Origin of the sequence: Erythrobacter alti, from assembly GCF_037996805.1 — a bacterium.
Lineage (GTDB): Bacteria > Pseudomonadota > Alphaproteobacteria > Sphingomonadales > Sphingomonadaceae > Alteraurantiacibacter > Alteraurantiacibacter alti.
Genome location: NZ_JBBNAX010000001.1, coordinates 472,402 through 498,492, shown reverse-complemented (window position 1 = coordinate 498,492; position 26,091 = coordinate 472,402). Strand labels below are relative to the sequence as shown.

Annotated in this window: 26 protein-coding genes and 1 tRNA gene; 10 read left to right on the top strand and 17 right to left on the bottom strand. The window is 58.5% G+C overall.

Annotation, left to right across the window (positions count from 1 at the left end; genetic code table 11):
* Positions 1-76: 76 nt before the first annotated feature.
* The 7 genes from AAC850_RS02365 to AAC850_RS02335 all read left to right on the top strand — a co-directional run bounded on the left by AAC850_RS02365 (position 77) and on the right by AAC850_RS02335 (position 7,631).
* Positions 77-763 (top strand): site-2 protease family protein, encoded by a 687-nt coding sequence (locus AAC850_RS02365; RefSeq protein ID WP_340587004.1) that lies wholly within the window; start codon positions 77-79, stop codon positions 761-763.
* A complete protein-coding gene (truB, locus tag AAC850_RS02360; RefSeq protein WP_340587003.1) occupies positions 756-1,736 on the top strand; it encodes a tRNA pseudouridine(55) synthase TruB in 981 nt (326 codons plus the stop codon). The genes AAC850_RS02365 and truB overlap by 8 nt, the downstream gene beginning before the upstream one ends.
* A gap of 27 nt (positions 1,737-1,763) precedes the next feature.
* A complete protein-coding gene (rpsO, locus tag AAC850_RS02355) occupies positions 1,764-2,033 on the top strand; it encodes a 30S ribosomal protein S15 (RefSeq protein ID WP_340587002.1) in 270 nt (89 codons plus the stop codon).
* A 172-nt stretch (positions 2,034-2,205) separates the two neighbouring features.
* A complete protein-coding gene (pnp, locus tag AAC850_RS02350; RefSeq protein ID WP_340587001.1) occupies positions 2,206-4,488 on the top strand; it encodes a polyribonucleotide nucleotidyltransferase in 2,283 nt (760 codons plus the stop codon).
* Between the two features lie 178 nt (positions 4,489-4,666).
* Positions 4,667-5,728, top strand: a complete 1,062-nt coding sequence (locus tag AAC850_RS02345) for a class I SAM-dependent methyltransferase (RefSeq protein ID WP_340587000.1) — start codon at positions 4,667-4,669, stop codon at positions 5,726-5,728.
* Positions 5,729-5,869: 141 nt separating this feature from the next.
* Entirely contained in the window at positions 5,870-6,946 is a 1,077-nt protein-coding gene (locus AAC850_RS02340) for a succinylglutamate desuccinylase/aspartoacylase family protein (RefSeq protein ID WP_340586999.1), read from the top strand.
* Position 6,947: 1 nt separating this feature from the next.
* Positions 6,948-7,631 carry a spermine/spermidine synthase domain-containing protein gene (locus tag AAC850_RS02335; RefSeq protein ID WP_340586998.1) on the top strand — a complete coding sequence of 228 codons (684 nt, stop codon included), beginning with the start codon at positions 6,948-6,950 and terminating at the stop codon, positions 7,629-7,631.
* Here AAC850_RS02335 and AAC850_RS02330 read toward each other — a convergent pair.
* A complete protein-coding gene (locus AAC850_RS02330) occupies positions 7,628-8,146 on the bottom strand; it encodes a DUF1993 family protein (RefSeq protein WP_340586997.1) in 519 nt (172 codons plus the stop codon). The two genes, AAC850_RS02335 and AAC850_RS02330, sit on opposite strands and share 4 nt — an antisense overlap.
* 302 nt (positions 8,147-8,448) lie before the next feature.
* Here AAC850_RS02330 and AAC850_RS02325 point away from each other — a divergent pair, with 302 nt between their 5' ends.
* Positions 8,449-9,225: a helix-turn-helix transcriptional regulator gene (locus AAC850_RS02325; RefSeq protein ID WP_340586996.1), complete on the top strand. Its 777-nt coding sequence runs from the start codon at positions 8,449-8,451 to the stop codon at positions 9,223-9,225.
* Positions 9,226-9,576: 351 nt separating this feature from the next.
* On the opposite strand, the gene AAC850_RS02320 is transcribed toward AAC850_RS02325, so the two are convergent.
* A complete protein-coding gene (locus AAC850_RS02320) occupies positions 9,577-10,254 on the bottom strand; it encodes a GcrA family cell cycle regulator (protein ID WP_340586995.1) in 678 nt (225 codons plus the stop codon).
* Positions 10,255-10,338: 84 nt separating this feature from the next.
* Between AAC850_RS02320 and AAC850_RS02315 the strand changes: the two genes are divergently transcribed.
* On the top strand, positions 10,339-11,241 hold the full coding sequence (locus AAC850_RS02315) for an ABC transporter permease (protein WP_340586994.1): 903 nt from the start codon (positions 10,339-10,341) through the stop codon (positions 11,239-11,241).
* Here AAC850_RS02315 and AAC850_RS02310 read toward each other — a convergent pair.
* The gene (locus AAC850_RS02310) at positions 11,231-11,845 is read right to left on the bottom strand and encodes a hypothetical protein (protein ID WP_340586993.1); all 615 of its coding nucleotides are present in this window, start codon (positions 11,843-11,845) and stop codon (positions 11,231-11,233) included. The genes AAC850_RS02315 and AAC850_RS02310 overlap by 11 nt on opposite strands.
* A 54-nt stretch (positions 11,846-11,899) precedes the next feature.
* The gene (gene hspQ / locus AAC850_RS02305; RefSeq protein WP_340586992.1) at positions 11,900-12,280 is read right to left on the bottom strand and encodes a heat shock protein HspQ; all 381 of its coding nucleotides are present in this window, start codon (positions 12,278-12,280) and stop codon (positions 11,900-11,902) included.
* Positions 12,281-12,444: 164 nt separating this feature from the next.
* Here hspQ and AAC850_RS02300 point away from each other — a divergent pair.
* A tRNA-Ser gene (locus AAC850_RS02300) sits at positions 12,445-12,535 on the top strand.
* Between the two features lie 238 nt (positions 12,536-12,773).
* Here AAC850_RS02300 and AAC850_RS02295 read toward each other — a convergent pair.
* The 13 genes from AAC850_RS02295 to AAC850_RS02235 form a co-directional block, all read right to left on the bottom strand.
* On the bottom strand, positions 12,774-14,438 hold the full coding sequence (locus AAC850_RS02295; RefSeq protein WP_340586991.1) for a recombinase family protein: 1,665 nt from the start codon (positions 14,436-14,438) through the stop codon (positions 12,774-12,776).
* Positions 14,435-14,854, bottom strand: a complete 420-nt coding sequence (locus AAC850_RS02290) for a DUF2924 domain-containing protein (protein ID WP_340586990.1) — start codon at positions 14,852-14,854, stop codon at positions 14,435-14,437. The genes AAC850_RS02295 and AAC850_RS02290 overlap by 4 nt, the downstream gene beginning before the upstream one ends.
* 2 nt (positions 14,855-14,856) lie before the next feature.
* Positions 14,857-15,162 carry a DUF3489 domain-containing protein gene (locus tag AAC850_RS02285; protein WP_340586989.1) on the bottom strand — a complete coding sequence of 102 codons (306 nt, stop codon included), beginning with the start codon at positions 15,160-15,162 and terminating at the stop codon, positions 14,857-14,859.
* An 809-nt stretch (positions 15,163-15,971) separates the two neighbouring features.
* Positions 15,972-16,982: a rod shape-determining protein gene (locus AAC850_RS02280; protein ID WP_340586988.1), complete on the bottom strand. Its 1,011-nt coding sequence runs from the start codon at positions 16,980-16,982 to the stop codon at positions 15,972-15,974.
* A 107-nt stretch (positions 16,983-17,089) separates the two neighbouring features.
* On the bottom strand, positions 17,090-17,845 hold the full coding sequence (locus tag AAC850_RS02275) for an SDR family NAD(P)-dependent oxidoreductase (protein ID WP_340586987.1): 756 nt from the start codon (positions 17,843-17,845) through the stop codon (positions 17,090-17,092).
* A gap of 17 nt (positions 17,846-17,862) precedes the next feature.
* Positions 17,863-18,645, bottom strand: coding sequence for a glucose 1-dehydrogenase (locus tag AAC850_RS02270; protein WP_340586986.1), 783 nt, complete (start codon positions 18,643-18,645; stop codon positions 17,863-17,865).
* A 39-nt stretch (positions 18,646-18,684) separates the two neighbouring features.
* Complete coding sequence (locus tag AAC850_RS02265) at positions 18,685-19,599, bottom strand: alpha/beta hydrolase (protein WP_340586985.1); 915 nt, start codon at positions 19,597-19,599, stop codon at positions 18,685-18,687.
* Positions 19,600-19,651: 52 nt separating this feature from the next.
* Positions 19,652-21,253: a flavin-containing monooxygenase gene (locus AAC850_RS02260; RefSeq protein WP_340586984.1), complete on the bottom strand. Its 1,602-nt coding sequence runs from the start codon at positions 21,251-21,253 to the stop codon at positions 19,652-19,654.
* Positions 21,243-22,055 carry an SDR family oxidoreductase gene (locus AAC850_RS02255; protein ID WP_340586983.1) on the bottom strand — a complete coding sequence of 271 codons (813 nt, stop codon included), beginning with the start codon at positions 22,053-22,055 and terminating at the stop codon, positions 21,243-21,245. Before AAC850_RS02255 ends, AAC850_RS02260 begins: the two co-directional genes overlap by 11 nt.
* On the bottom strand, positions 22,052-22,858 hold the full coding sequence (locus tag AAC850_RS02250) for a class II aldolase/adducin family protein (protein WP_340586982.1): 807 nt from the start codon (positions 22,856-22,858) through the stop codon (positions 22,052-22,054). Before AAC850_RS02250 ends, AAC850_RS02255 begins: the two co-directional genes overlap by 4 nt.
* A gap of 72 nt (positions 22,859-22,930) precedes the next feature.
* Complete coding sequence (locus AAC850_RS02245) at positions 22,931-23,362, bottom strand: cupin domain-containing protein (protein WP_340586981.1); 432 nt, start codon at positions 23,360-23,362, stop codon at positions 22,931-22,933.
* 17 nt (positions 23,363-23,379) lie between these two features.
* Positions 23,380-24,186, bottom strand: a complete 807-nt coding sequence (locus AAC850_RS02240; protein WP_340586980.1) for a Coq4 family protein — start codon at positions 24,184-24,186, stop codon at positions 23,380-23,382.
* Positions 24,187-24,202: 16 nt separating this feature from the next.
* The gene (locus tag AAC850_RS02235) at positions 24,203-26,017 is read right to left on the bottom strand and encodes an acyclic terpene utilization AtuA family protein (RefSeq protein ID WP_340586979.1); all 1,815 of its coding nucleotides are present in this window, start codon (positions 26,015-26,017) and stop codon (positions 24,203-24,205) included.
* Between the last annotated feature and the right edge of the window lie 74 nt (positions 26,018-26,091).

Sequence of the window (26,091 nt, the reverse complement as noted above, 5' to 3'; positions counted from 1 at the left end):
GCAATCGCGCTTCGATTAGCATGAGCATCGCGCAAGGTCTTTACCGCTGCCGCTGCCTTCCCCATCTAGGATCGCAATGACCGAAACTCTCCTGCTCGCCAGCATCCTGATCCCCTGCCTGATCATCGCTATCGTCTTCCACGAAGTCGCGCATGGCTGGACTGCGCTGATGCTCGGCGATCCGACCGCCAAGGAGCGCAACCGGCTCAGCCTCAACCCGATCCGCCATGTCGATCCGGTGGGCACATTGCTAGTACCAGGAGGACTGGCGCTGGCGGGACTGCCGGTGTTCGGCTGGGCCAAGCCGGTTCCCGTGATCAAGCAGCGGCTCAACAATCCGCGCTTCGGCATGATGGCTGTGGCGGCGGCCGGGCCGGGGACCAATTTCGTGTTGGCACTGGTGGGAGCGGTTTTGCTGGGGCTTGTCATCCCTTCAGCAGGCGTTCCCGATGGGCAGGACCCGGGCCTGGCGGTCACGGCGCTGAGCTATTTCATCGCCATCAACATCTTCCTCGCACTGTTCAACCTGCTGCCCATCCCGCCGTTCGACGGCAGCCACGTGGTCGAGGGCCTGCTCCCGCCGAGCGCGGCGCGCGTCTATGACCGGCTGCGCCCGTTTGGCTTCCCGCTGCTGTTCATCCTGCTGCTGGTGGTGCCCTACGTCTTCCCGCAGGCCAATATCATCGAGAACGTCGTCCTGCCGCCGGTAGAATGGGCGATGGGCAAGTATTTCGCGTTAAGCGAATGGATCGCCGGTGTCTGATCGCGACGCACCCCATGGCTGGCTGATCCTCGACAAACCGCGCGGGCTCGGCTCGACGCAGGCTGTTGGCGCGGTGAAGCGCAATTTGCGTGAGGGCGGCTATCCCAAGGTCAAGGTCGGCCACGGTGGCACGCTCGATCCGCTGGCAGAAGGCGTGTTGCCGATTGCGCTGGGCGAAGCGACCAAGCTTTCAGGCCGGATGCTCGATGCCGACAAGGTTTATGAATTCACCATCCAGTTCGGTGAAGAGACCGACACGCTCGATGCCGAGGGGGAGGTGGTCGCGACGACCGATCGCCGTCCGCCGCTCGCCGCCGTGGCGGCGATATGCGAGCATTTCACCGGCGAGATCGACCAGGTGCCACCCAAATATTCGGCGCTGAAAGTGGATGGCAAGCGCGCTTACGACCTCGCCCGCGCAGGCGAGGATGTGGAGCTGGAAACGCGGCGGGTGACAATCCACTCGCTTGGCCCGCTGCATGGCGAGGGTCCTTCCGACCTGCGCTCCACCTTCCAGACGACCGCCGGCCGACCCGATCCCTACGACCCGCAGGCTCCGCTCGAGCTGGCCGATGCGGTCACGCTGGTCGCGCGCGTTTCGAAAGGGACGTATATCCGCAGTCTGGCACGGGATATCGCACACGCCCTTGGAACGCTTGGGCACGTCACCTATCTACGGCGCACGAAAGCTGGCCCTTTCACCGAAGATCAGGCGATTTCGCTGGACAAACTCAACGAAATCGGTAAGGGCGCGCCACTTCAAGACCACCTCCTGTCACTGGAGGCGGGGCTGGACGGTATCCCGGCCCTCGCTCTCGATCAGACAAGTGCGCAGGCGGCCAGACAAGGCCGGGTCGTTTCTGATCTGCCCCACCCCGATGGGCTCTACTTTGCCAAGCTGGACGATGTTCCAGTGGCGCTGGTCGAACTCGACGGGGGCACGATGAAAGTCGTGCGGGGGTTCAACCTGTAAAATGATACTGCAGAAGGTAGGATTTTTATGACGATTACAGCCGAGCGTAAAGCCGAAGTCATTGCCGAAAACGCGCAGGGCAAAGGCGACACCGGTTCCCCCGAAGTGCAGGTAGCGATCCTCACAGAGCGCATTCGCAACCTGACCGACCACTTCAAGGCAAACCACAAGGATAACCATTCCCGTCGTGGTCTGCTCAAGATGGTCAACAAGCGTCGCAGCTTGCTTGCCTATCTCAAAAAGACCGATCTGGAACGCTACAACGCGCTGATCCAGAAGCTGGGTCTTCGTAAATAAGAGTTTCGTGAAAGGCGGCTCCTGCGGGCCGCCTTTCTCACATTTGGGGTATGGCGGCATCCGGCTGCCATCCTTGGGGCTTACAAGCGCCCCGCACCGGACCGGGACGGATTACCCGGAACAGTAGGCCCCGCACCGCAATCAGGCCGTGCGGGTCATTTTAGGAAAATATATGTTCGATAAGAAAACCGTATCGCTGGAGTGGGGCGGAAAGACCCTCACCCTCGAAACCGGACAGATCGCCCGTCAGGCAGACGGCGCCGTTCTGGCCACCTATGGCGAAACCGTGGTGCTGTGCGCCGTGACCGCCGCCAAGAGTGTACGTGAAGGGCAGGACTTCTTCCCGCTGACCGTTCACTACCAGGAAAAATTCTCGTCCGCCGGCCGCATCCCCGGTGGCTTCTTCAAGCGCGAAGGTCGCGCGACGGAGAAGGAAACGCTGACCAGCCGTTTGATCGACCGTCCGGTCCGTCCGCTGTTCCCCGAAGGTTTCTACAACGAAATCAACGTGATTGCGCAGGTCCTGTCGTATGATGGCGAAACCGAGCCCGACATCGTTGCGATGATCGCCGCGTCGGCTGCGCTGACTATTTCGGGCGTTCCCTTCATGGGCCCGATCGGTGCCGCACGCGTCGGCTTCGTTGATGGCGAATACGTCCTCAACCCCAGCGTCAATACCATCTTCGACGAAGGTCGCCTCGACCTCGTGGTTGCTGCAACCAACGACGCGGTGATGATGGTCGAGTCCGAAGCCAAGGAGCTTTCCGAAGAGGAAATGCTCGGCGCCGTCATGTTCGCACACGAAGAAAGCCGCAAGGTTATCGGTGCGATCATCGACCTGGCCGAACAGGCTGCCAAGGATCCGTGGGAAATCGATACGTCGGACGACACGTCCGCGATCAAGGAAAAGCTTCGTGGCATCGTCGGTGATGATATCGCCGCAGCTTACAAGCTGACCAGCAAGTCGGCCCGTTCGGATGCGCTCAATGAAGCGCGTGCAAAGGCGAAAGAAGCTTTCGCCGAGGAAGAAGCGCAGACGCAGATGGTCGCCAACAAGGCGGTCAAGAAGCTGGAAGCGGAAATCGTGCGCGGTGCCATCCTCAAGGACGGGCAGCGTATCGATGGTCGCAAGCTCGATCAGATCCGCCCGATCGAAGCAATGGTCGGCCTGCTGCCCCGTACGCACGGTTCAGCGCTGTTCACCCGCGGTGAAACGCAGGCGATCTGCACGACCACGCTGGGCACCAAGGATGCCGAGCAGATGATCGATGGTCTGGAAGGTCTCTCCTACAACCACTTCATGCTGCACTATAACTTCCCGCCCTATTCGGTCGGTGAAGTGGGCCGCTTTGGTTTCACCAGCCGTCGCGAGACGGGTCACGGCAAGCTGGCATGGCGCGCGCTGCACCCGGTGCTGCCCGACCATGAAGACTTCCCCTATACCATCCGCATTCTGTCGGATATCACCGAGTCCAACGGCTCGTCCTCGATGGCGACCGTTTGCGGTGGCTGTCTGTCGATGATGGACGCCGGCGTTCCGATCGAACGCCCGGTTTCGGGCATCGCCATGGGCCTGATCCTCGAAGGCGAAGACTTCGCAGTCCTGTCGGACATCCTCGGTGATGAAGATCACCTTGGCGACATGGACTTCAAGGTGGCCGGTTCGGAAGCAGGCATCACCTCGCTCCAGATGGACATCAAGGTTGCCGGCATCACGCAGGAAATCATGCAGTCCGCGCTCGAACAGGCCAAGGCTGGCCGTACCCACATTCTGGGTGAAATGAGCAAGGCGCTGGGTTCCGCACGTACCGGTGTTTCCAAGCACGCGCCGCGTATTGAAACGATGCAGATCGACAAGTCGAAGATCCGTGACGTTATCGGCACCGGCGGCAAGGTCATCCGCGAAATCGTGGCTGAAACCGGCGCCAAGGTCGATATCGACGATGAAGGCGTGATCAAGATCAGCTCTTCCAACTCCGATGAAATCGAAGCTGCGAAGAAGTGGATCGAAGGCATCGTGGAAGAAGCCGAAGTTGGCAAGATCTACAATGGCAAGGTCGTGAACATCGTCGATTTCGGCGCATTCGTGAACTTCATGGGTGGCAAGGACGGCCTCGTCCACGTGTCCGAAATGAAGAACGAGCGGGTCGAGAAGGTGACCGACGTCGTTTCCGAAGGGGACGAAGTGAAGGTCAAGGTTCTCGAAATCGACCAGCGCGGCAAGGTTCGCCTGTCGATGCGCGTTGTCGATCAGGAAACCGGCGAAGAGCTGGAAGACACCCGTCCTCCGCGTGAGAAGAAAGAAGGCGGCCGCGGTGGCGACCGTCGTGGACCGCGCGGCGGTGGCCGAGGCGGCGATCGGGGCCCGCGTGGCGGCGGTCGTGGCCGTGATGGCGGCGACAAGGACAGTGGCGGCAGTGCTGACCACATGCCTGCCTTCCTCAAGGACGACTGACTCCAGTCAACTTCATTGAGAATCAAAAGGGCCGCGAGCAAATCGCGGCCCTTTTTCTTTGTGCGCCAGCCGCTCCTAAATGTGCTAAAAATCGAGTCTGACGAGTCGAGAGCCCGTATTCGCAACAGCGGGGCCACGACGACCGGGTCGCTTTTCCGTAATGATGGAGGAGCGGACAATGGCAGAAGACATCTACATGGCACGCGTCGAGGAGCTTGCTGGCAAGGTCGTGGGCGACGTTGCGGCGTCCTTGAGCCTGTTCATGGCCTATCTTGGCGATCAGGCCGGCGTATTCGAGGCGATGGATGGCGAGGGCCCAATGAGCGTCGCCGACCTGGCTGCAAAGACCGGCTTGAACGAAAAATACCTGCACCAATGGCTCGGTTCGGTCAGTGCTGCTGGCTATGTCACCTATGATGCGGACAATGACACCTTCTCTATCACGCCCGAACAGGCGTTGATCTTCACGCGCGAAGGGCAGCCGGCCTGCATGCAGGGCTTCATCCAGGCGGTCGTTTCGCAATACGAGAGCCACGAAAAGGCGGTCGAGACATTCAAGTCTGGCAAGGGCCGTCCGTGGAGCGACCAGTCCCAATGCTGCTTCTGCGGGACGGACCGGTTCTTCCGGCCGGGCTATGCCGCCAACCTCACCAGCGAATGGATACCCTCGCTTGGCGGGGTGGAGGACAAGCTGAAAGCCGGAGCGAAGATCGCCGATATCGGCTGCGGCCACGGCTCATCCAGCATCCTCATGGCGGAGGCCTATCCCAATTCGACGGTCATCGGTTTTGACTTCCACGAACCGTCCATTGAAGAGGCGCGCCGCAAGGCAGCCGACGCCGGGATCGACAATGTCAGCTTCGAAGTGGCCAGCGCGCAGGATTATCCGGGCGATGATTTCGACTTCGCCTGTATTTTCGATGCGCTGCACGACATGGGCGATCCGGTAGGGGCGGCGCGGCATATCCGCGAGACGTTGAAGGACGATGGGACCTTCATGCTGGTGGAGCCGCTGGCGGGCGACACGATGGCGGAAAACATGCATCCGATCGGGCAGATCTTCTATGCATTCTCCACCACGGTTTGCACACCAGCAAGCCTGGCGCAAGATGTCGGGCTGGGCCTTGGCGCGCAGGCTGGCCAGAAGCGCTTGACTGATGTGTTGACCAAAGCCGGCTTCGGCAAAGTCAGGCGCGCTTCGGAAACGCCCACCAACATGGTGCTGGAAATCACGGCGTAGCTGGAGTTCCCTGCACGCTACCAATTTCCTGAGTGCGGAATCGCGCGGGACTGCTAATACCCACCACGCTATTTGCAGTGCGGGTTGCTCCCTGTCCGCTGTTCTTGCATCGCATGTCTGCGCACGACCGGAGAATTTTTCTTGGACAGTAAGCCCCCGAAGTCGCCCCGCAGGCGTCCACCGTCTCGAGAGCCATTCTCACTGGGCGGCGAGACCGTCGAGGCTGGGCATTCGCGTACTATCGACCTGCCCATCAGCCGCTTGTCCACGCGCACTGAAATCAACATGCCCGTTCGCGTGCTGCACGGTGCCAAGCCCGGGCCGACCTTGTTTGTAAGCGCTGCTGTGCATGGCAACGAGATTATCGGCGTGGAGATGATCCGCCGGTTGCTGAAAAATGTTTCCGCGAAGCGACTTGCCGGAACCTTGCTGTGTATCCCCGTGGTCAATGCCTACGGATTCACCGCGCACAGCAGGTATTTGCCCGATGGTCGCGATCTCAATCGCACGTTTCCGGGAAGCGAACGCGGGTCTTTGGCGGCGCAGTTGGCCAATGTCTTCAGCAAGGAAATACTCGCCCGCAGTGACTATGGTATCGACCTGCATTCCGCAGGCACCAACCGCGAAAATTTGCCGCAAATCCGCTACAGCCCGGATAATGTCCGCGCCTCTGTACTGGCTGACGTTTTCGGAGCGCCGGCGATTATAGCATCTCCGCTTCGCCCTGGCTCGCTACGACAGACTGCGGATGAGGCGAATTGCACAATGCTGCTCATGGAATCAGGAGAGGCGCTGCGGTTCAACGAATATGCCATCCGGATAGGTGTGCGCGGGATATTGCGCGTGATGGCGCATCTGGAGATGGGAGTGCGCAAGCAACCCGCTCCGGCGGCAGAGCCAGTGCGGAGCGAAGGTAGCCGCTGGGTCCGGGCAGAAGAGGGCGGCATTTTTCGCGCCATGCGCAATACCGGCACGATGGTTCTTGAAAACGAACAGATCGGCTACATCAGCGATCCGTTCGGTGACCATGATACGCCCGTTATTGCACCGATCACAGGCCTGATAATCGGTCGCAGCGTCATGCCGGTGGTCAACCAGGGCGATGCGTTGGTGCATATTGCGAGGGTGCGCTTGCCGGGAACTGCGGATGCGCGCCTGTCCGCCATTGAAGAAGCCATAATTGACGATCCACTGTTCGATGAAGACGAGATTATGTGAAATGTTACCACGCGAAGAATTAGCCACCGCACAGATCCCCGGCGGCGAGACGCTGACTCTGGTCAGCCATGGCCGCGACCATATCATCATGCTTGGCCGTGATGAGCTGATGGGCACGCGCATGCAATTCAGCGAGGAGCAACTCGCCCGGCTGACGCTGGAACAGCTCGAAATCCCAGCGCCGAGCGTGCTGATCGGCGGATACGGCATGGGCTTCACCTATCGCGCCACGCTTGCCGACATTCCAGAAGACGGCCGCGTCACGGTGGCCGAAGTCGTGCCTGAAATCCTCGATTGGGCGAGGGGGCCACTGGCGCACCTCACCGGCGACTGCCTCGACGACCCGCGCGGTGAGATCGTGCTGGCCGATGTCGCTGCGCTGATCGACGACGCTGTGGATGGCACAACGCCGCATTATGATGCGATCCTGCTCGATGTCGACAACGGCCCCGATGGTATCGTGCGCGAAGGCAATGAACGGCTCTACACCCGCACGGGTATCGCGCGGATGCGTGATGCGCTCAATCCCGGCGGGATCATCGCGATCTGGTCAGCCGCGCCCGATCACAAGTTCACGTCCCGCCTGCGCGATGCGCGGCTCGATGTGGAAGTACGCACCGTCCGTGCCCGCCCTAACAACAAGGGCCCGCACCACACGATCTGGTTTGCCCGCAAACGCGGTTAGACCTGCTCTGCGCGTAATTGGCCCATGAAGTCGAGCTTGCCGATCTTCAGGCCCTTCATGCGCAGGATGTCGTAGGTGGTCGTAGCGTGGAAATAGAAGTTTGGCTGGCTGAAGCTAAGTAGGAAATTCTCGCTGGTGAAGGGTACATCGATCCCGGCACGTTCGAACACGAACCGTGTCTCTCCGCCGATAAAGCTGTCCACTTCGCCTTTTGATAGCGCGCGCAAGGTGTTTTCCGCTGCGCCCAGGTTCAGCCGCATCTGCTCCAGTTCGACCGCCGGTTCGCTCATGTCGGGAGAGAAACTGCCTTTGCGAACGCCCTCGATTGCTCCGACCGAATGGGTGATCAGGCTTTTCACCTGATACGGGAAAGGAAACATGTCGTCATGAATTCTGGCTTCGGCCAATTCATCTTCAGAAATTTCGCATTCCTTGGCCTTGTCGATCAACCCCTGCGCTGCATTGAGTATCTGGACCATCGAGGGGATGGTGGCTTCGTAAAGCGAAAAAGACATGGGTGGGACTCTCCTGAAAGGCGGGAAGGGGTCTTTAACCTGCTGGGTCATTGCTGCCTTCAACGGGCCGGCGTTGCAAGGTGGTGCAAGCCACAGCGATGGCAGCTTTAGACAGCGTCGCCACACTCATGCCAAACGACTTGCAAAAACTGGACATTGTCGCGGCATAATAATTCAAAGTTAGCGTTCATCTTGGACAATTGCGCTACCGTCTTGTGTATGACAAGATGCCGTAAGACAAGTCCTCCGACTCCGGTCCGGTGACGGGGTGACTTTACGCATCCATGCCATGTGGGGATGTGATGGAGACTATCGAGGAAAACGCTACTACCGAGGCGATTTGCGCTTTGCGCGATGCGCAGGAGTTCATGCAACTCCGCGATGCGGTTGATAATGCGCTCGATCTGTTCGGCGTGAAAATTGCCTATTTCGTGGCACCTATTACCAGTGATTCCCGGATCGAGCCGGTCCTTTTTACAGTTGGGCTGCCCGAAGTTGCTGCTCGTCACTATCGCAAACGGCTCCGTCATGCCGATCCACTCCCCACGCGTTCGACCCGGTTTGCTAATGCATTCTTCTGGCCGGACGATATCGAACCTGATGACCTGACTCCTTACGAGAGGCGTTATACCAAGATCGCCACCCGGTTTGGATTGGAGCAGGGCATAGGCGTCGCCTGTTACGGGCCACAGGGTCGCACGGGATTTCTTGGCGTGGGATGGCCGGAAACGAAGCGCCCGTCGAACGAGACGTTGCTCGCTGTCCACCAGATCGCGCAAGTCGCTTTCCAGCGTTATTGCCAGATGTTCAGGCATCCCGACGAAGTGGTGCCATTGTCCGGACGTGAAGCAGAGGTGCTCGGCTGGATGTGTTCGGGAAAGAGCAATCCGGCCATTGCTGAAATCATCGGTGTCTCGCGGTCTTCGGTCGATGCCTATATCCGCCGTATTTTCAAAAAGCTGGAAGTCTCGGACCGAACCGCAGCCTGTTTGCGCGCCCAATCTCTGGGCATGGTTGTGACTGACGAGCTGGCACAATTAACCGAAGCAGCGAAGCAGCTCGACAGACCGAACTCCTGACGCGGCGAATCGAAATAATTTGTGTAAAATCGCGTAAATCAGCCAGATTCAAGCGATCGCGTGACATGACCCGACCGGTTCGCGGCCATATAGCCCCCGCCACAGGTATTGTAAGGCCTTCGGGTCGCACCGTGGACTAGACCAATATCTGGGCGTCCTGGAACCCACATCCGGGACGCCGAACTCTTTTGGCGGGATGCAAAATGCTCGTCGAAATTCTAAACTGAACACCCTTGCAGAGCCCCCCTCCGCAAGGGTGTTCTTTCATGTGCAGTACAGATACGAAAAACCCGCCGGGCGAAAGCGCCGCGGCGGGTTTCGTGTGCACCTTTCGGGTGCAATGCGGTTACCTTAGCGAACGCGCGGTCCGCCAAACGGCAAAGGTGGCGGAGGACGTCGCGCACCACGCGGAAGCTGTGCCTGATACGCCCGGCCACAATGCTCTACGCAATAAGGAAAACCAGGGTTTACCTTCTCGCCGCAGAAGTGGAAATCCGCTTCACCCGGATGTCCCATCGGCCAGCGACATACGCGGTCGTTGAGATCGAGCAGGCTGGTCTTGTCGGCAATCTCCGGGCTGGGTTTTGCAGGCACCAGGCGGCGCGGCGGCGCGGGCGGGATTGGTGGCTGCTGGTCACCCGGGCCTTGGCGCAGGAAGCCGCCGGGACCGTAGGATACGATCTTCGGCAAATCATTCTGCTTATTGGGCAACGGCTGGCTCTGGTTGCCGGCTGGAGCACTAGCTGGCTTGGCTTCTGACTTTTCCGCGGCAGGTGCTGCGCTGCGAGCCGGGGCCGGTGCCTTCTTCGCCGGGGGTTTGGGCGCAGGCGCGACCTTCTTCTTGGTTGGAGCCTTCTTCTTTTCCTTGGCCTTCACCGGACTCGGGCGCGCCTTCAGACCGAGCCGGTGCGCCTTTCCGATGACTGCATTGCGCGATACGCCGCCCAGTTCCTCTGCGATCTGGCTGGCGGTGGAGCCACCCTCCCACATCTTGGTGAGCGTTGCGATGCGTTCTTCGGTCCAACTCATGTAATCTTGTCCATCCGTATTTAGCGCACTGCTGGTGCGCCGTAATTCTTGCCAGCCCGGCCCGCTCAAGATAGGCGCACACCCATGGCCGAACAAGCACCCCAAACCGCCGGATTGACCGAAGCCAATGCCGCCGAATTGACCAGCACCGGCCAGGGTGCTGCGCGCCAGTTCCCGCCTAAGGGGGAGCCCCAGATCACCGGTATCAACCGGATCGGGCTGTGGAGCCTCTATATTAAGGAGATTCGCCGCTTTCTCAAGGTGCAGACGCAGACTGTCTGGGCGCCTGCTGTCACGACACTGCTTTTCCTGGTGATCTTTACCGTTGCACTAGGCCGTGAAGGGCGGGAGGTGCTGGGTGTGGGCTTCGGAACATTCGTGGCCCCGGGCCTCATCATGATGGGGATGATGCAGAACGCCTTTGCCAATTCCAGCTTCAGCCTGCTGGCGGGCAAGATGCAGGGAACGATCATCGACCTGCTGATGCCCCCGATCTCCAACGCCGAACTGATGCTCGGTATCGTGGCGGCAGCCGTCACGCGCGCGGTTCTGGTTGGCGGAGCAGTTGCTTTTGCGATGTGGCTCTATCCCGGCGTCGATCTGCACGTGGCGCATCCGTGGGCCATAATCTGGTTCGGGCTGATGGGCGCGACCATGCTGGCATTGTTCGGTTTCCTGGTGAGCATCTGGGCGGAAAAGTTCGATCACAATGCGGCCATCAGCAATTTCATCGTCGCCCCGCTGAGCCTGCTTTCAGGGACGTTCTACGTCATTTCAAACCTGTCGCCCTTCTTCCAGGCAATCAGCCGCGCGAACCCGTTCTTCTACATGATCTCGGGCTTCCGTTACGGATTCCTGGGGCAAAGCGATATTGGCAATACAAACGAAGCCGTGCTGGGCGCGGCAATCGGCGTTGGTGTTCTCAACCTGGTGCTGGGCTTCATCACTTACCGCGTGTTGCGGAGCGGCTGGAAGATCAAGAGCTGAGCGGCTCTGGAAGCGGCGCGGATTGCGCGAGCCGGTCCCGCGCAGTGCGGATGGCATCGTCGGCCTGCATCACATCGCTGACTTCACCCAATTTGAAATAGTCGATCTGCCGGTCGCCATCGCTGTCGCGTGATATGCCGATGGCTATCTTGAGGTAACCGCTCCCATCGCGGCTCTCGGTGCGCTCGATCGCGCCAAGCTCTGAAAGATCCACCGATTTCGATTGCAATTGGCGTGCAAGACGCAATTCGATCACCCGCCGATCGGTTACGGCAAACATCCGCCGATTGGCCCACAGGAGCGGGGCGAAGGGGGCGCTCATCATTGCCAGCCCGACAAGAATAAACGGCAGGCCGAACAGCGGGAAGGCGTAGGCCAGCAAGCTGCTTCCTCCATCCGTCATGCTGTCGACGCCGGCATAGGCCATCACGGTCCAGAAGACCGCAAAAGCCGTCCACGGCACGGCGAAGAGCCATATCGCAAATCCCGTCCACATGATGCGCGACAGTGGTCGCGCCTTCCACATGACACGCTCGCCCTCCACCAGCTCGCGCTGCAGGGCGATTTCTAGCGGATCGGAATAGGGATGGCCTGAACCGAGCATGATGCACCCCCTAACACGCGATCGTTACCATGCGATTGCGCCGAGTAAACAGCCTCAGTGGGTCAGGCTGCGGCGCAGGCGATAGCGACCGCCGCGGAAATCCTCGAACAGTTGGGAGACCTGCGGATGGTCGATCGGTTCACCAATGGTGTCCATCAGCAGGTTCTGCTGGCTGACATAGGCAACATAGGAGCTGTCATCGTTCTCGGCCAACAGGTGGTAGAACGGCTGGTCCCGGCGCGGACGCTGGCCTTCGGGGATCTGTTCCCACCATTCATCCGAATTGGCATAGACCGGGTCGATATCGAAAATGACACCGCGGAAATCATGGCTGCGGTGCTTCACAACATCGCCAATCGCAAATCGCGCCCTTGAACGACGCGGTGCATCGACGAAACGGCCGGCTTGGGAAGAATAGAATTCCGAGCGATCCATAATTGCAAATATAGGGATATTGCGCCGCACAACAAGGCGGACTTTGGACCAATCACCCGATTTTGCCTGCGAGAGCCAAACTGGGTCTTGGCAAGTGATCGTCCATCCGCTAACCGCCGCGCTTCCAGAAGGCCTGGCGGGAAAATCCCGCCCGTTCATCTTGCGGAGAGGTGCCGGAGTGGTCGAACGGGGCAGTCTCGAAAACTGTTGAGCTCCTATGGGGTTCCGAGGGTTCGAATCCCTCCCTCTCCGCCAATAATAAACTGTTGATATAGAAGACTTTTGTTCCTCTTCAGAACTCGCGCAGTTCCGCGCGAGTTCGCGCCCGAGGCGGTCTGCCGGAGAAACTGTCCGGTGCTAAAATACGCGAGATCTTGCTCGTTTTCTCTGGGCCACATTTCGGTGAGACCACCCTGCAGGTCCGCCTAGCAGCGCCCGCGAACGAAAAAGGGCGGCGCCTAAGCGCCGCTCCGAGATCATCCGGGATGATGATCTAGTTGATATTGAGCAGTTGTTTCTGCGCTGACCATTCGAGTGGGAGGTCGTGCAGGTCGAGAAGACCCTGCGCATCCAGGGCTGCGGGCTGGGTGCCCGATGCGATGGCGCCGATGATATCGGGTGCAAGAAAGTTCAGCCGGATCAGCCGCGAAGCCCGAGAGGAGCTGATGCCGTGTTCTCTCGCGATCGCGGAAGGCGTCAGGTTTTTTTCGAGCATTTCCTGCCATAGGATCTTCGCCCGGAGGATCAGCCTGACAAGGTGTTGTTGCGGTTCCGGTGTTGCGGCGGATATACCATCGCCTAGCAGCAGTTTCATAGCGCGGCCGCTTCGCCTGAGACTGGCCGGGACAGCGATGGTAACGGTGGTAGGACCATCGCTCGCATTATCGAGACCGAGGTTGGATGCCAACTCGCTTGCCAGCATGTCGATTACGATACCATCGCGCTGGACGCAGACCCTATCGACCAGTTGGCGAACTGGCATGCGTTGGCGCTTCGCTACTTGATCGGCGAGCGTTGAAGCTTGGCGTAGCAAAACATTTATCTTGTGAGGCGAATGCTCGGATCCCAACTTGTCGACTAAGGCGAGCGGCTGGCGCAGTTCGCGGACGATGCCTTCACAAACCGTCTTTTCCAGTTCGTGAGCAGGGACGCGCCAGCCTTTGTTGGGTGCTTCTTCCTTGTGCTGTAGGGAGCGACTGACGTAGTAACGATAGCGGGTCATTCCCTTGCATGCATGGCTGGCCACCAGCGGTTCGCTTTCCGCGTCGAAGACTCTTCCGGCGAGCAGGCTTGGCGATCTGGCATTAGCCGACGTGCGCTCGCCCTGCCGGTTGGATTTGAGCGTGGCCTGCACCGCGTCCCAAAGTTCATCGTTGACGATGGCATCGTGCTGGCCATCGTAGACCTCGCCCTTGTGTTCGATCCTGCCAGTGTAAATTGAATTGGAGAGGATTTTGTAGATCTGCCCGCGGGTGAACGGAACGCCGCCCATTCTGCGACCCGTTGACGCGAACCGCTCGGGCACCATCAAGTCTTCGTCGTCAAGTTGCTGCTTGAGCAGGCGGACATTGCCGATCTCGAGATAGCGGCTGAAGAGATCGCGGATCAGTTCGGCATGGTCCTCGACGATGGCAAGGCTTCGTCCTTCAGGCCGGTATCCAAGGGGCGGGTTACCACCCATCCACATGCCCTTGGCCTTGGAAGCTGCTATCTTGTCGCGAATGCGCTCGGCCGTCACCTCGCGCTCGAATTGCGCGAAGCTGAGCAGCATGTTGAGTGTGAGCCGCCCCATAGAGTTGGTCGTGTTGAACGACTGGGTGACCGAGACAAAGCTGACCTCGGCCTTGTCCATGGTCTCGACCAGTCTCGCGAAGTCGAGCAGCGAGCGCGTCAGCCGGTCAACCTTGTAGACGACCACGATGTCGATCTTGCCGGCGCCTATATCGTCCAGCAGCCGCTGAAGGGCAGGGCGCTCAAGAGTGCCACCCGACAGGCCTCCATCATCGTATTCGTCCGGCAGCAGCGACCAGCCTTCGGATGCCTGGCTAAGGATGTATGCAGCACAGGCCTCGCGCTGGGCATGGAGTGAATTAAAGTCCTGCTCCAGCCCTTCCTCGCTGGACTTGCGGGTGTAGATCGCGCAGCGAACCTTGTTCATGCCGCATTCCTCTTCTGCCGGAGGCCGAAGAAGGCAGGGCCCGACCAGCGGGTGCCAGTGATCGCACGGGCGACCTCGCTGAGCGAGCGCCATTCTCGGCCGTTCCATGTGATCTCGCCGTTGTCGCCGATGCTCACGACGTGGACCTTGCCGGCAAACTCCCGGGCCAGCCGCATGCCGGGCCGGATGTCCTTAGTCTGTGTCGTCGTCGCCGCGGCGACCTGATCGAGCCGCTGGCGCGTCTTGCGCGGCAGCCCACCAAGCGCCTTTGCCTGTATCTCGTAGGCGAGGGCGAGGCGCAGCAGCTTCTCACTGATCTTAGGGACCGGGCGACCGGTGAGCTTTGCCCACCGGTCCCTGAGGTCTGCCTTGGTCAGATCTTCCAGCTCCTGCAGCTGGTCATCGAGCTTCGCCATGATCAGACGCCCTTCGCGATGCGATAGCAGGTGACGTCCACGCGCTTGTCGCGCGTGATCTCGTGGCCTTTCTTGCGCAGGCCGGTCAGTGCAGCGCGGGTTGTGTGCTTCAACCAGCCCGTTGCCTCGATCATCTCGCCCAGCGTTGCGCCTTCCTTGCGTTCGAGCAGGGCGATCACAATGCCGATCTTCGTTTCGCGCTTCGGTGCTGCTGCTTCACCAAATGACGTTTGCCCTTCGGCGGCATTGCCCTTTCCAGGGCCGCGCGCATAGCGGCGTTTGGGCTTGGTCGTGGTTTCCTTTGTCATGAATGGTTCTCCTTTGATCGGAGCAGCGACTTGCTACTCCCACCACCCAAGGCCCCGGTCGAGCGCGTCGCCGGGGCAGCAGCCGGTCGATCCGGCCGGAATCCAGTGAGCACACCAATGCTTCGTATGCTGGAGAAGTCGAATGAAATGTGAAGGGCAAGAAGGGCTCAGCATTACATCCGAGGCCGATCCAACAAAGCTAAAACCGGACTAGCCGCATCTATCCGCATTCGAGCCACGAGCCGAATGGCAGCTAAGTGGGCGCCGCACGAAAGGTGCGATAGATCTTTTTGTCAATCAAAAGGAACTTGCCGACCTGTTTCTAACCTGAACGGAGCCGATTGCGGACAGCCAGGTCAGCTGTTGGGAATAACTTCCATCATTCAAGAATTAGGCTCATCAGGACTCCCGTCTCGTCCTGAACCTTCATATGAGTTGTCCGGTTCTGTCCGGGGATCGAGCCGGACCGCGAGAGAAGAAATGTCTGGCAGTGGGACGAACTTCTCTCTGTCGGCAGGCGAAATTTTTGCACGCTTCTTCACCGAATACAGCACGTATAGCGCGTATGTAACCGCAACGATGGATTCAAAAATGAAGAACGACGATGGGCCGTAGACTGACATTAAGGTAGCGGCCAGAAGTGGACCAAGAGTCGCGCCAATCGTGCCCGGGATCAAACTCTTGCAGCGAGTTGACCCGAATGGTGGCGGTATCGCCTGAATGTCATGGCAATAGACATGGATTGTATCTGGGGATGGAGCGTGGTGAAGTCAATTGCGGCGACGGCCTGAGAGTGGGTGGCACACGCTTTAATCGCTCAGCATTCGCTCCAGGCCTTTTGATACGCATAGTGCCTCTTCATCGGCCACAGCCACGGCAATGCCGCTTTTCTGTGATAGTTCGTGCGCGAACATTCCCACACATGCACTGCCACCTGTCATGACTATCGCATCGGCGACCAGATCAGCAGCGAGATCGGGCGAAATTTCACCGAGAACGGTCATGGCGGCATCGACCAGCGGTGCCACATGTTTCTCAAAGACCGGAAGCAATTCACTATGGGACAAAGCTAGTGCTGCTGGCCCACCTTTTTGCAGGTCTAAACCTTTGACTACGATCTCATCGTTGGCGATCGATTGACTGTCAAAATACAATACCAGCTCGCGCTTCAATTGCTCGGCTGTCTGTCCGCCGATCAGGAAATGATATTTGGCATGGAGGAAATCCGCCAAGCCTGCATCTAGTGCAAGTCCGCCTTGACGTACCGAACGTGTTTTGCAGAGACCGTTGAGCGAATACACCGCGATTTCCGTGGTGCCCGCTCCGCATTCAATAATCATGGAGCTACGCGCCGAACCAAGCGGCATCTCGGTTCCCATCGCAGCAGCGAAAGGCTCTGAGATCAGCTTTACTTCACCGATGCCTGCGTCATTTGCTGCAGTTCTCAGGGCGCCGGCTTCTGCCTTGGTGGCATCGGCTGGGATGCCGATCAGAGCTCGGGGCTTCCGAAAGCCTCTCTTGCCACCGACCGATTTGAGAGCATGTTCCAGCAAGGCACTGGCAGATCGGATGTCTTGCAGCACACCCCGCGCCAATGGACGGCGTACCTCCATCCCTGCATGCATCCGGCCCACCATCGCTCCAACTTCGTTGCCAGCGGCCACGCATGTTGCGCGACTGGCGGTACCGGAAAAACAGCACAGTGAGGGCTCGTCAAAAATGACGCCTTCACCGCGCCGAATAACGCGCGTGTTCGCAGTGCCCAGATCAATCGCCAAATCGGTTTGGGCGTGGCGGGATGAATTGAAAAAGTGGATCATTCGAGAAGTTTACCCGCAGTAGGCATCTGTGTCGCCAACAAAGAGCAATTGCGCGATCATATGGCGTGGTGTGCCTTGCGATTGTTCTGCCGCAGCTGCGGGAGCTTCTACATTGCCGTAGCGCCGCCATCGATGACCATAGGATGGCCCGTAACGAAGCTTGCCGCGTCTGAGCACAGCCAGACCATTGCGCTCGCGATTTCCTCTGGCTTGCCGATGCGGTCCATAGGTGTGATGAGCTTCATGGAATTGGTCAGTTTGGCACTTTTAGTAATAATATCGGTCATAGGGGTTTCGATGAAGCCGGGGCAAACGCAATTGACACGGATGCCATCCTTCGCCCACTTCAAAGCTCCATGACGGGTCAAGCCGATGACGCCGTGCTTACCGGCATTATAAGCCGGCTGCATCGGATTGCCGATAAGGCCGTTGATGGACGAAGTGTTGACGATCGCGCCGCCACCGGAGGCGAGCATCGCTTCGGCCTCGGCCTTCATGCAGAGCATCACACCGGTCAGATTGACGTCCAGGCTGCGCTGCCAAACATCCAATTCGTATTCGTCCTTTGCGATATCGTTGATGCCCGCGTTGTTCACCGCGAAGTCCAACCGGCCATATTCCGATACGGCCCTGTCAACCAATGCCTGGACTGATGCTTCATCCGACACGTCACAGAGCTGGAACGCCGCCTTGCCACCTTCGTCCGTGATCAATTTGACCGTTTCTTCGCCCTTTTCTTCCTGCACGTCGGAGACGACAACACTGGCGCCGGATCCAGCGAATGCCTGAGCAGCCGACCGGCCGATGCCGCCACTGGCGCCGGTTACAAGCGCCACTTTTCCGTCCATTTGATAGTGAATCATAATCTGCTCCAGATAGCTCAGGTCCGCTCGGGCGCGCCCGGCATAGTCATGTAATAGTGCCCCGCATTAAGGCCGCCATCGACCGAGAGCTCTGTGCCATGGCAATAAAGTGCATCGTCGGACGCAAGGTAGGCGGCTGCGGCACCGATATCGGATGGGTCGCCGGCTCTCTGCGCCGGATAGATCCGGAATCCCTTGTCGTAGTCTGCGCGTGAGACATTGTGCGGATTTGCGAGCGGCGTCACAATACCGCCGGGATGGATCGAGTTCACCCGGATTCCGCGCGGGCCAAGCTCCATTGCGGCGGCCTTTGTGAAGCCTCTGACGCCGAATTTGGAGGCGCAATAGGCAGTCAGCGAGTTCGCACCCGAAATGCCGTCGGCTGAACTCATATTGATGATCGAGCCGCCGCCCACCGCCTCCAGATAGGGGATCGCAGCCTGCGTGCCGATCATGACGCTGATCAAATTTACTTCGATGATCTTGCGCATGTCTTCTGCGGCAAGATCATCCAGCTTGGCGAATTTGATGATCCCAGCATTGTTTACCAGGCAATCTACCTTGCCGAAAGTTTTCGAGCAGTATGCGAACGCGCGTTTCCAGCCAGCCTCATCGGTCACATCGTGATGGGTGAAGGTGCAGCCAGCGCCGAGTTCGTCAGCCAGCGCTTGCCCTTCGTCATCGAGAATATCGGTGATCAGTACATGCGCGCCTTCCTCGACAAAGCGGCGCACGATTCCCTCGCCAATGCCGCGCGCGCCGCCGGTCACTAATGCCACCTTTCCATCTAGTCGCCGCATGGTGTCTCCCTTCAGGTAAATCGCTTGATGCCGTGTCGGCTATCTGGAGCCGAACGCCGATTTTAACGCGTCCGCAGCTTTGGCCATCGCCTCATCCGCAATCGGTGCCATGCCGAACAGGCTGGCAAACCCGTGAATTGCGCCGGGGAAGTCGTGCAGTTTCGATTTCACGCCCGCTGCCTCAAGCGCTGCCACATAGGCGGTTCCCTCGTCGTGAAGCGGATCGTTGCCAGCAGTGATTATTGTAGCCGGAGCAAGGTTTGCGGCTATCAGAGCTTCGGCAGGAGAGGCACGCGGATCTGATCGTTTCTCATCGGGAGCATATTGTTCCCAATACCAGCGCATCTGGTCAGTTGATAGGAAGCCGAAATGGTCCTGCGCGAAGGACTCGGTCGCGCAGCGCCCGTCCAGCACAGGATAGAACAGCAGTTGATGGACGACAGAGGCATCGCCAGCAAAGGCCTGCGCCACAGCGGCGGCCAGATTGCCTCCAGCGCTGTCGCCCGCAAGCGCGATGCGTTCTGGATCCACACCCAGTGCGAAATGGTTATCCTTGAGCCAGCGAAGCGACGTTATGGCATCGGTCCACGCGGCCGGGAAGGGATTTTCCGGTGCCAAACGGTAGTCGACCGAGACCACTGCACAATTTGCCTGCACTGCAAGATGGGCGGCAAGCCTATCATGCGTTTCCAGCGTACCGTGCACCCAGCCACCGCCGTGAAAGAACAGCACAACCGGCAGAACTTTGCTCGGCTCCGGATGATACAACCGCCCTGCAAGCTCCCGGCCCTCCGCAGTAATCGTCAGGTCACGCTGCTCGGCAATTTCAACTGGCGGCGCAGGGATGGGCGCGTCTGCAACGGCCCGAAGCGATCCGGCCTCTAACGGTTCGGGCAGTTGAAACCCGCTCTCGGCCATTGCCTGCAAAATTGCCTGGATATGCGGATCGATCATAAAATTGAGGTCCGATGCTCGGTTGAAAGATTTAGGGCGCGCGTTTGGAAATTCAGCTTCTAACGAAACCTTCGTAACCGTTTTTCAAGGCGTCTTCGCTGAGCTCGCGATATCGCGGAAAGCCGCCGACATAGATCATGAAGCCGCCCTTCTTGCCGTCGATATTCTTGCCGTTGTACCAAGAGTTTGCCTGACCGAAGACAGTGTGGGACGCAGCAGTGTTGACCTCGTCAGCCCAGAACTGTTCCGCTTCTTCGGTGGTGTCGATGCGAGAGAAGCCACCTTTCTCCATGTCATCAATCACGCCGGCAGCGTAATCGACCTGCCACTCACCTGCCGTAATCATCTGGGCGAGTGCAGCAGGTGTCAGCGGCCCGTGGATCATGAACATGTTCGGAAAACCTGCGACCATGAATCCGAAATAGCTGGTCGGACCGTCCTGCCATTTGTCGCGGAGTTTCAGTCCATCAACGCCTTGGACATCGATCCGGGTCAGCGCGCCAGTTACCGCATCGAAACCCGTAGCCATCACGACGACGTCCAGATCATATTCTGCATCTGCCGTTTTCAGGCCAGTTTCGGTGAATTCGGTGATGGGAGAGGCCTTCACATCCACCAGCGACACATTGTCACGGTTATACATCTCGAAATAGCCATTATCGATGCACAGCCGTTTTGCGCCTAACGGATAATCGGTCGGACAAAGCAACTCGGCTGTTTCAGGATCATCAACCATTTCGCGAATTTTGCCACGGACGAACTCGCAAACCACTTCATTGGCCGCGCGATCGGTCATGACATCGGGGAAAGCAACCATCAGTTGGAAAGCGCTTTTCGAGTTCCAGCCTTCTTCAAGGATCGCCTGTTGTTCTTCCGGAGTACATTCGAGCGCCGACTTGGTGCCGTATTCGATCAGCGACACGCCGTAGGTGTCGAGCATCTTGTCGCGTCGCTCGCCGTAGTTCTCCTTCCAGCTGCGCTCATGTTCTTGATCCGTCGGGCGGTTGCCCGAAGGCATACTGAATGCTGGTGTGCGTTGGAAAACCGTGAGATGCTTGCACCGTTCGGCCAGCAGCGGTGCAGCCTGGATACCGGTCGAGCCCGTGCCGATGATCCCGACGCGCTTGTCCTTCAGGTCCAGCGGTTCGCGTGGCCACTGCGTGGTATGATAGACTTCGCCCTGAAACTTCTCGCGGCCCGGCCAGTCGGGCATATTCGGTGCCGAAAGGCTTCCCGTCGCAGCAATAACGTACTTGCACACCACGTAATCGCCATTTGCAGACTGAACGTGCCAGCGGTTGGTATCCGCGTCGAAATGCAATGATTTAATCGCGTTCGACAGCCGGATATTGTCCCGCAATTCGAAGCGATCCGCGACGTGATTGGCATACTGCTCGAGCTCGGGCTGGGCGGAGAAATATTCCGGCCACTTCCAATCCTGCTGAAGATCTTCGTCAAAGCCGTAGGAATATTCGACGCTCAGGATGTCGACGCGCGCACCCGGATAGCGGTTCCAGTACCAGGTACCGCCCACGCCATCGCCCCTTTCGAAGCAGACCACGCTGTAGTCTTTGCGAAGCCTGTGGATTGCATAAAGACCGGAAAAACCGGCCCCAATGACCACGACATCGAATTCTTCGGGACTACCGGCCATCTTGCTCTCCATCGCTATCCACCAGGAAGCTCTTCGGTTGTTCTCGCTTGAGGATCATTTCTGTCCTGTCTCGTATTCCTTGGTCGAGGGCTTCTGATTGCGGCATGATCCAGTATTCGCCTCGCTCGATGGCGGCGAAAACCAGCGGCGCGAACTCATCGGGTGTCAGGCCATTTGCCTGCGTCATGTCGCGCATCAAGGTCATGAATTCAGAGGTTTCAGCAGGAGCTTGCTCATCCATTATCGCGCTCTTCACGGCGCCAGGCGCAATCAGCGATACCCGAACGCCACTTCCAATCGCGGCGAGTTCGCCAGCCAATGCTTCGGAGATAGCGACAATCGCAAACTTGGTCGCAGTATAGGGCGCCATGAAGGGCGACGGCAGGAAGCCCCCCATTGATGAGGTGTTGATGACGCGCGACGGGCGATCCGCTTCGATAAGGCGCGTCACGAAAGCGCGGATGACATTGACAACGCCGCCGATATTGATGTCGAGCGAGCGTTGCCAGGTCGCTGAATCGATTTCCCACGTCAGGCCGCTGGAAAGCACGCCGGCGTTGTTGAACAACAGATCGACCGAGCCGAACTTGTCGTAGGCGGCCTTCGCCAAGGCTTGAACTGCAGCTTCATCGCGGACATCGGTCGGAACCGCGAGCACTTCTGTCGAAAGGCTTTCTGCAGTTGCTTGCAGAGCGGCTGCATCCCAGTCCGCCAACACCAGATCCATGCCAAGCGATGCCGCATGACGTGCCAGACCGGCACCAATGCCGCTCGCCGCTCCTGTAATCACTGCGACAGTCATGCTTCGCTCTCCTCGGTGGAAACCATAGCGTCATCACCGAGTACTTTCGGATCGAGACGAATTTCCTTGCGAGCCATCGCTTCCCAAAGGAAGGGAAAGCCCAGATCGTCTGACATCTGCGCCACACGCAGGGTTTCAGGATCGGTAATGGGATGGCCTTCGCCAAGCGCCTCGACACGCCAAGCCAAGCGGCACCGATGTTCCAGGGTGATGGCGCGCAAATGCGCTTGGCGAATGTCCTTGGCGACCACAAACACGCCGTGGTTCTTCAGAATGGCCCATTTTTCATCGCCCAGTGCCGCGGCTGCGGCTTCGGCTTCGGAAGCACCATCGACCGTTCCGGCATATTCGTCATAGTAAATCGGGTCGCCTTCGACCTGGCCCGAGGTCTGATCGTAAACCGGCGGCACGCGCCCCGAGCCAGACCAAACAAGACCCCACCGTGAATGATTGTGGAGCACGACTTTCAGATCGTGCCGTCGCCGGTGAACTTCTAGATGGAGGCCAATTGCCGGGGTGACATTCCAATCGCCTTCGATGACTTTGCCCGTGCTATCGACGCGGATGATATCCGTGGCGGTGACTTCATCCCACGCCAGCTCCCAAGGATTGACGAGAAATGTGCCATCTGGCTGTGCCAGCGTGATGTGTCCAGCGATGTGATCATCATATCCTTCGCGGTGCAACGCACGGGCCAGTAAGGCGAGTTCCTGCTGCGGGGTTAGCTCGGGGAGCAAGGCATATCGGCCCGGTTTCGGCGCGAGCTTTTCCATCATCGGATTGCTTCGTTTTGGCATTTCCATCACGAGTTTCCTTCTTGAGACCATCGAGGGCTATCGCGGCCGACCCTCGAAAGATTGCCGGGCTTCCAAACCCTATTGTTCCGCCGTATCGGCTCGATCCTGTTCGCGCTGCTTCATGAAATCCTGCGAAGTAATGAAGCTGGCATCCGCTTTCGCCCGAAAATTCACCAAATGCAGGCCTTCTGGCCCAGCCTTGAATCCGTAAAGAGTATGCCGCGCAACGAAGAGTGAAGAACCCTTGCCGTAAGTGCGGTTTCCAAGCTGGATGGACCCATCGACGACGAATATTATCTCATCTTCTAGATGGGCGTGGACTGAAATTTCGGCATCGGCAGGGTAATAAACTTCCAGCAATTCCAGTCCTGCCGGATCGCCGCGATCATGCGGTTTGAACTCGCCCAGAAGCTCGCCCTCGGTCATCCGTTCGGATAGTTCCCGGCCTATGACGGATCGGATCGGGGTCCATTCGTTTTCCGCACCGTCCTGAACGTGAATCTTACTCATGCGGCCTATCCTTCAGCTCAGTTCCACTGCGCCGAGGCAGCACCGGTATCGACGTATTCAACGCCCTTGATGCCTAGCTTTTCACGAGCCGCTTCTGGCGTCATGTCGAACACATCCTCGAACTTCATCATATAGAGCGGAGCGGATTCCCGGCCCACTTTCGCGCCGCGTTCCATCGCGTTTTGCGTGATCAGCCATGTTTGCGGATAATGCAGGACCGCACGGGTGATAATGCGAGTTGAACCAAAGATCGAGAAAGCCGATAGTTCGCCAGCAAGCTCGGGGCTCATGTGCACGAACAGGTTCGTAAGCCGCATGTAATAGGGCACCAGCTCGCCAATAAAGTCGAACCCGCCGCCGCCCATGATATGTTCCAGATCATGCGTCTGGCCGGCGCGAAGATTGAAATATTCGAAGTCGTTCTTGGGCTCGAATGGCGGAACGATGTTCACATCGAGCGAATTCTTGCTCAGCTCCGCGTAAAAAATCCCGCCAACCGTGTCAGGAGCATATTGGCCAAGGTCTTCGAGCGTGAAGCTGGATGAGAAACCTTCGGCAAACCAGGCATCTAATTCCGGATTGGATTTGCGCTCTGCCGCGATCAACTCGTTGATGTAGTCAATGTCCTGAACTTCGCGCAGGATCTGCACCAGTTGAATGGAATCAGACGGAGTTGGCACGTCCGATCCATTGCGCCGCAAGAGGTGCGTCGAAACCCAGTCACGCACACGCGCATCGTTGAGATATCTGGACGAGCTGACAAGCACGCTGCTGTCGGTTTCGACCTTCTTGATGCCCTGCATCAGGTATGAATAATCAGGCATATCAGTCTCCTTGAATTCAGGCTTCGCTAGCCAGCTCGGCGGCGAGGGCAGAGGGAACCTTCACGGGGAATCGCAGCAGCATCTGCGCCATTCCCTTGGCTGCCGGATCAAGCCGGGTGCTGGCATTGATCCCGCCTGTAAGGGCGTCATTGATCACGTAATTTAGCGCGTTGAGTCCCGGCACTTCATAGTCATCGACACGTGGAGGCTGACCGTCTGGTCCGAGGTGCCTGTACCACTCCGCCACAGCCTCTGAAGTCAACGCGGCTTTCAGGTAAGGGAGGTATTCGGGTTGGCGGGCGATGACCGCAACATTGAACAAATGACCCTTGTCGCCGCTGCGTGCCCAAGCAAGCTTAACAAGGTCGACTGCAGTAGTGCCCAGTTCGGTTGGCAATGCAATTTCGGAGTCCGTTGTGGGCGCGGCTTCAGCAGCCGATGTTCCTTGAGCCTTCGGCAGGCCCAACTTCGTTCCGTTCACCGTCACCGACGGAGTGATCGACTGTTTGTCGATGAGGAACAGGAACACGCCCGTCATCGGCAGCACGTTGGTACCAAGATTAATAGATGTGCCCACGGACATGCCGGAAATACCTGCCCATTGCTCGCGAGCGAAGATACCCGCACCTTCCTGAGTGGGGTGGTCGACTACGAGTTTGGAAATCACTTCGCGAGTGCCGGTGTCTGCCGCATGAGCGCCAAAGCTGGCCTCGCCGCCGATCAATACGTTTTCGGTAAGCGTATAATCGGGCAAATTGCGGGACCGTAGCAAAGTGCGTGCGCGGGCGAACAGCGCCTCTGCCTGACGCGCTGCTTTCTCGGCAGCATCCTCTCCGATGATCGGCTGGTAAGCGACTGTGCGCCAGCCGCCGTCAAAGGTTATGCAGGCCTTGTAGGTATCGGTAGGCGGGAGGCCCTTGGCTCTGGTGACGCGCACGCGGTTCGGTGCGATCTGTTCGAGCTGCACATGACTGAAATCGCAGCGAACATCGGCTACAATATAGTCAGCTGGATCGCTCACTTCATACAAGATTTGTTCGGCGACAGTCCCGATGGAAACCAGCCCGCCTGTGTCTTCCGGCTTGGTCATCACGACAGTGCCATCGGCATGACACTCACCTATCGGATAGCCGATGTTGGCCCAATCGGGCACATCGCGCCAGTCGGTAAAAGTCCCGCCGGTGACTTGCGCGCCGCACTCCAGCAAATGACCTGCGAGCGTTCCGGCTGCGAGGAGGTCGTACTCCTTCTCTTTCCAGCCGAATTCGTGAATGAGCGGCCCCAAAACCACTGCGCTATCGACGACCCGGCCGGTGATGACAATGTCCGCACCTTCGGCCAAAGCGGCGGCGATGGGAAACGCGCCAAGATAGGCATTCGAGCTTATGATATTTTCCGGGAAAGGCGCGTTAGTGAACATGTCACGGTAATCGGCATCGCGCAGTTCGGAAGTGCGATCTCGAAGATCGTCACCCTCGACGAAGGCAACGGTGAGGGACAGACCCTCATCTGCAATCATTTTCTCCAATGCAGCGGCGAGTCCCGAGGGGTTCACGCCGCCGGCATTGGCAACGATCTTCAGTTTTTGCGATGCGATTTCATGAAGATGCGGACCAACATGGACAGTGAGAAAGTCGGTGCCATATCCGGCTGACGGATCTGCAGCCTGCATTCGGCCAAAAATTCCCATCGAACCTTCGGCAAGATAATCGAATATCAGATAGTCCAGCTTACCGCCCGATAGCAGTTGCGGCACCGAAAGTGCCGTGTCGGAAAACGACGCGGTTGCGCCGCCAATCCGTATGATCTTGCCGCCAGCCTGCGTGTCCAAGCCTTCTCTCCCATTTCTTATGTTCTCACTTTACCACGCACCCTTGCGAGCAATTGTCACGAGGGTTACAATCT

Coding starts and splice junctions, on each gene's coding strand:
- AAC850_RS02365 (WP_340587004.1), top strand. CDS start 77: ATGACCGAAACTCTCCTGCTCGCCAGCATCCTGATCCCCTGCCTGATC.
- rpsO (WP_340587002.1), top strand. CDS start 1,764: ATGACGATTACAGCCGAGCGTAAAGCCGAAGTCATTGCCGAAAACGCG.
- pnp (WP_340587001.1), top strand. CDS start 2,206: ATGTTCGATAAGAAAACCGTATCGCTGGAGTGGGGCGGAAAGACCCTC.
- AAC850_RS02345 (WP_340587000.1), top strand. CDS start 4,667: ATGGCAGAAGACATCTACATGGCACGCGTCGAGGAGCTTGCTGGCAAG.
- AAC850_RS02335 (WP_340586998.1), top strand. CDS start 6,948: ATGTTACCACGCGAAGAATTAGCCACCGCACAGATCCCCGGCGGCGAG.
- AAC850_RS02330 (WP_340586997.1), bottom strand. CDS start 8,146: ATGTCTTTTTCGCTTTACGAAGCCACCATCCCCTCGATGGTCCAGATA.
- AAC850_RS02325 (WP_340586996.1), top strand. CDS start 8,449: ATGGAGACTATCGAGGAAAACGCTACTACCGAGGCGATTTGCGCTTTG.
- AAC850_RS02320 (WP_340586995.1), bottom strand. CDS start 10,254: ATGAGTTGGACCGAAGAACGCATCGCAACGCTCACCAAGATGTGGGAG.
- AAC850_RS02315 (WP_340586994.1), top strand. CDS start 10,339: ATGGCCGAACAAGCACCCCAAACCGCCGGATTGACCGAAGCCAATGCC.
- AAC850_RS02310 (WP_340586993.1), bottom strand. CDS start 11,845: ATGCTCGGTTCAGGCCATCCCTATTCCGATCCGCTAGAAATCGCCCTG.
- hspQ (WP_340586992.1), bottom strand. CDS start 12,280: ATGGATCGCTCGGAATTCTATTCTTCCCAAGCCGGCCGTTTCGTCGAT.
- AAC850_RS02295 (WP_340586991.1), bottom strand. CDS start 14,438: ATGAACAAGGTTCGCTGCGCGATCTACACCCGCAAGTCCAGCGAGGAA.
- AAC850_RS02290 (WP_340586990.1), bottom strand. CDS start 14,854: ATGGCGAAGCTCGATGACCAGCTGCAGGAGCTGGAAGATCTGACCAAG.
- AAC850_RS02285 (WP_340586989.1), bottom strand. CDS start 15,162: ATGACAAAGGAAACCACGACCAAGCCCAAACGCCGCTATGCGCGCGGC.
- AAC850_RS02280 (WP_340586988.1), bottom strand. CDS start 16,982: ATGATCCACTTTTTCAATTCATCCCGCCACGCCCAAACCGATTTGGCG.
- AAC850_RS02275 (WP_340586987.1), bottom strand. CDS start 17,845: ATGATTCACTATCAAATGGACGGAAAAGTGGCGCTTGTAACCGGCGCC.
- AAC850_RS02270 (WP_340586986.1), bottom strand. CDS start 18,645: ATGCGGCGACTAGATGGAAAGGTGGCATTAGTGACCGGCGGCGCGCGC.
- AAC850_RS02265 (WP_340586985.1), bottom strand. CDS start 19,599: ATGATCGATCCGCATATCCAGGCAATTTTGCAGGCAATGGCCGAGAGC.
- AAC850_RS02260 (WP_340586984.1), bottom strand. CDS start 21,253: ATGGCCGGTAGTCCCGAAGAATTCGATGTCGTGGTCATTGGGGCCGGT.
- AAC850_RS02255 (WP_340586983.1), bottom strand. CDS start 22,055: ATGACTGTCGCAGTGATTACAGGAGCGGCGAGCGGCATTGGTGCCGGT.
- AAC850_RS02250 (WP_340586982.1), bottom strand. CDS start 22,858: ATGGAAATGCCAAAACGAAGCAATCCGATGATGGAAAAGCTCGCGCCG.
- AAC850_RS02245 (WP_340586981.1), bottom strand. CDS start 23,362: ATGAGTAAGATTCACGTTCAGGACGGTGCGGAAAACGAATGGACCCCG.
- AAC850_RS02240 (WP_340586980.1), bottom strand. CDS start 24,186: ATGCCTGATTATTCATACCTGATGCAGGGCATCAAGAAGGTCGAAACC.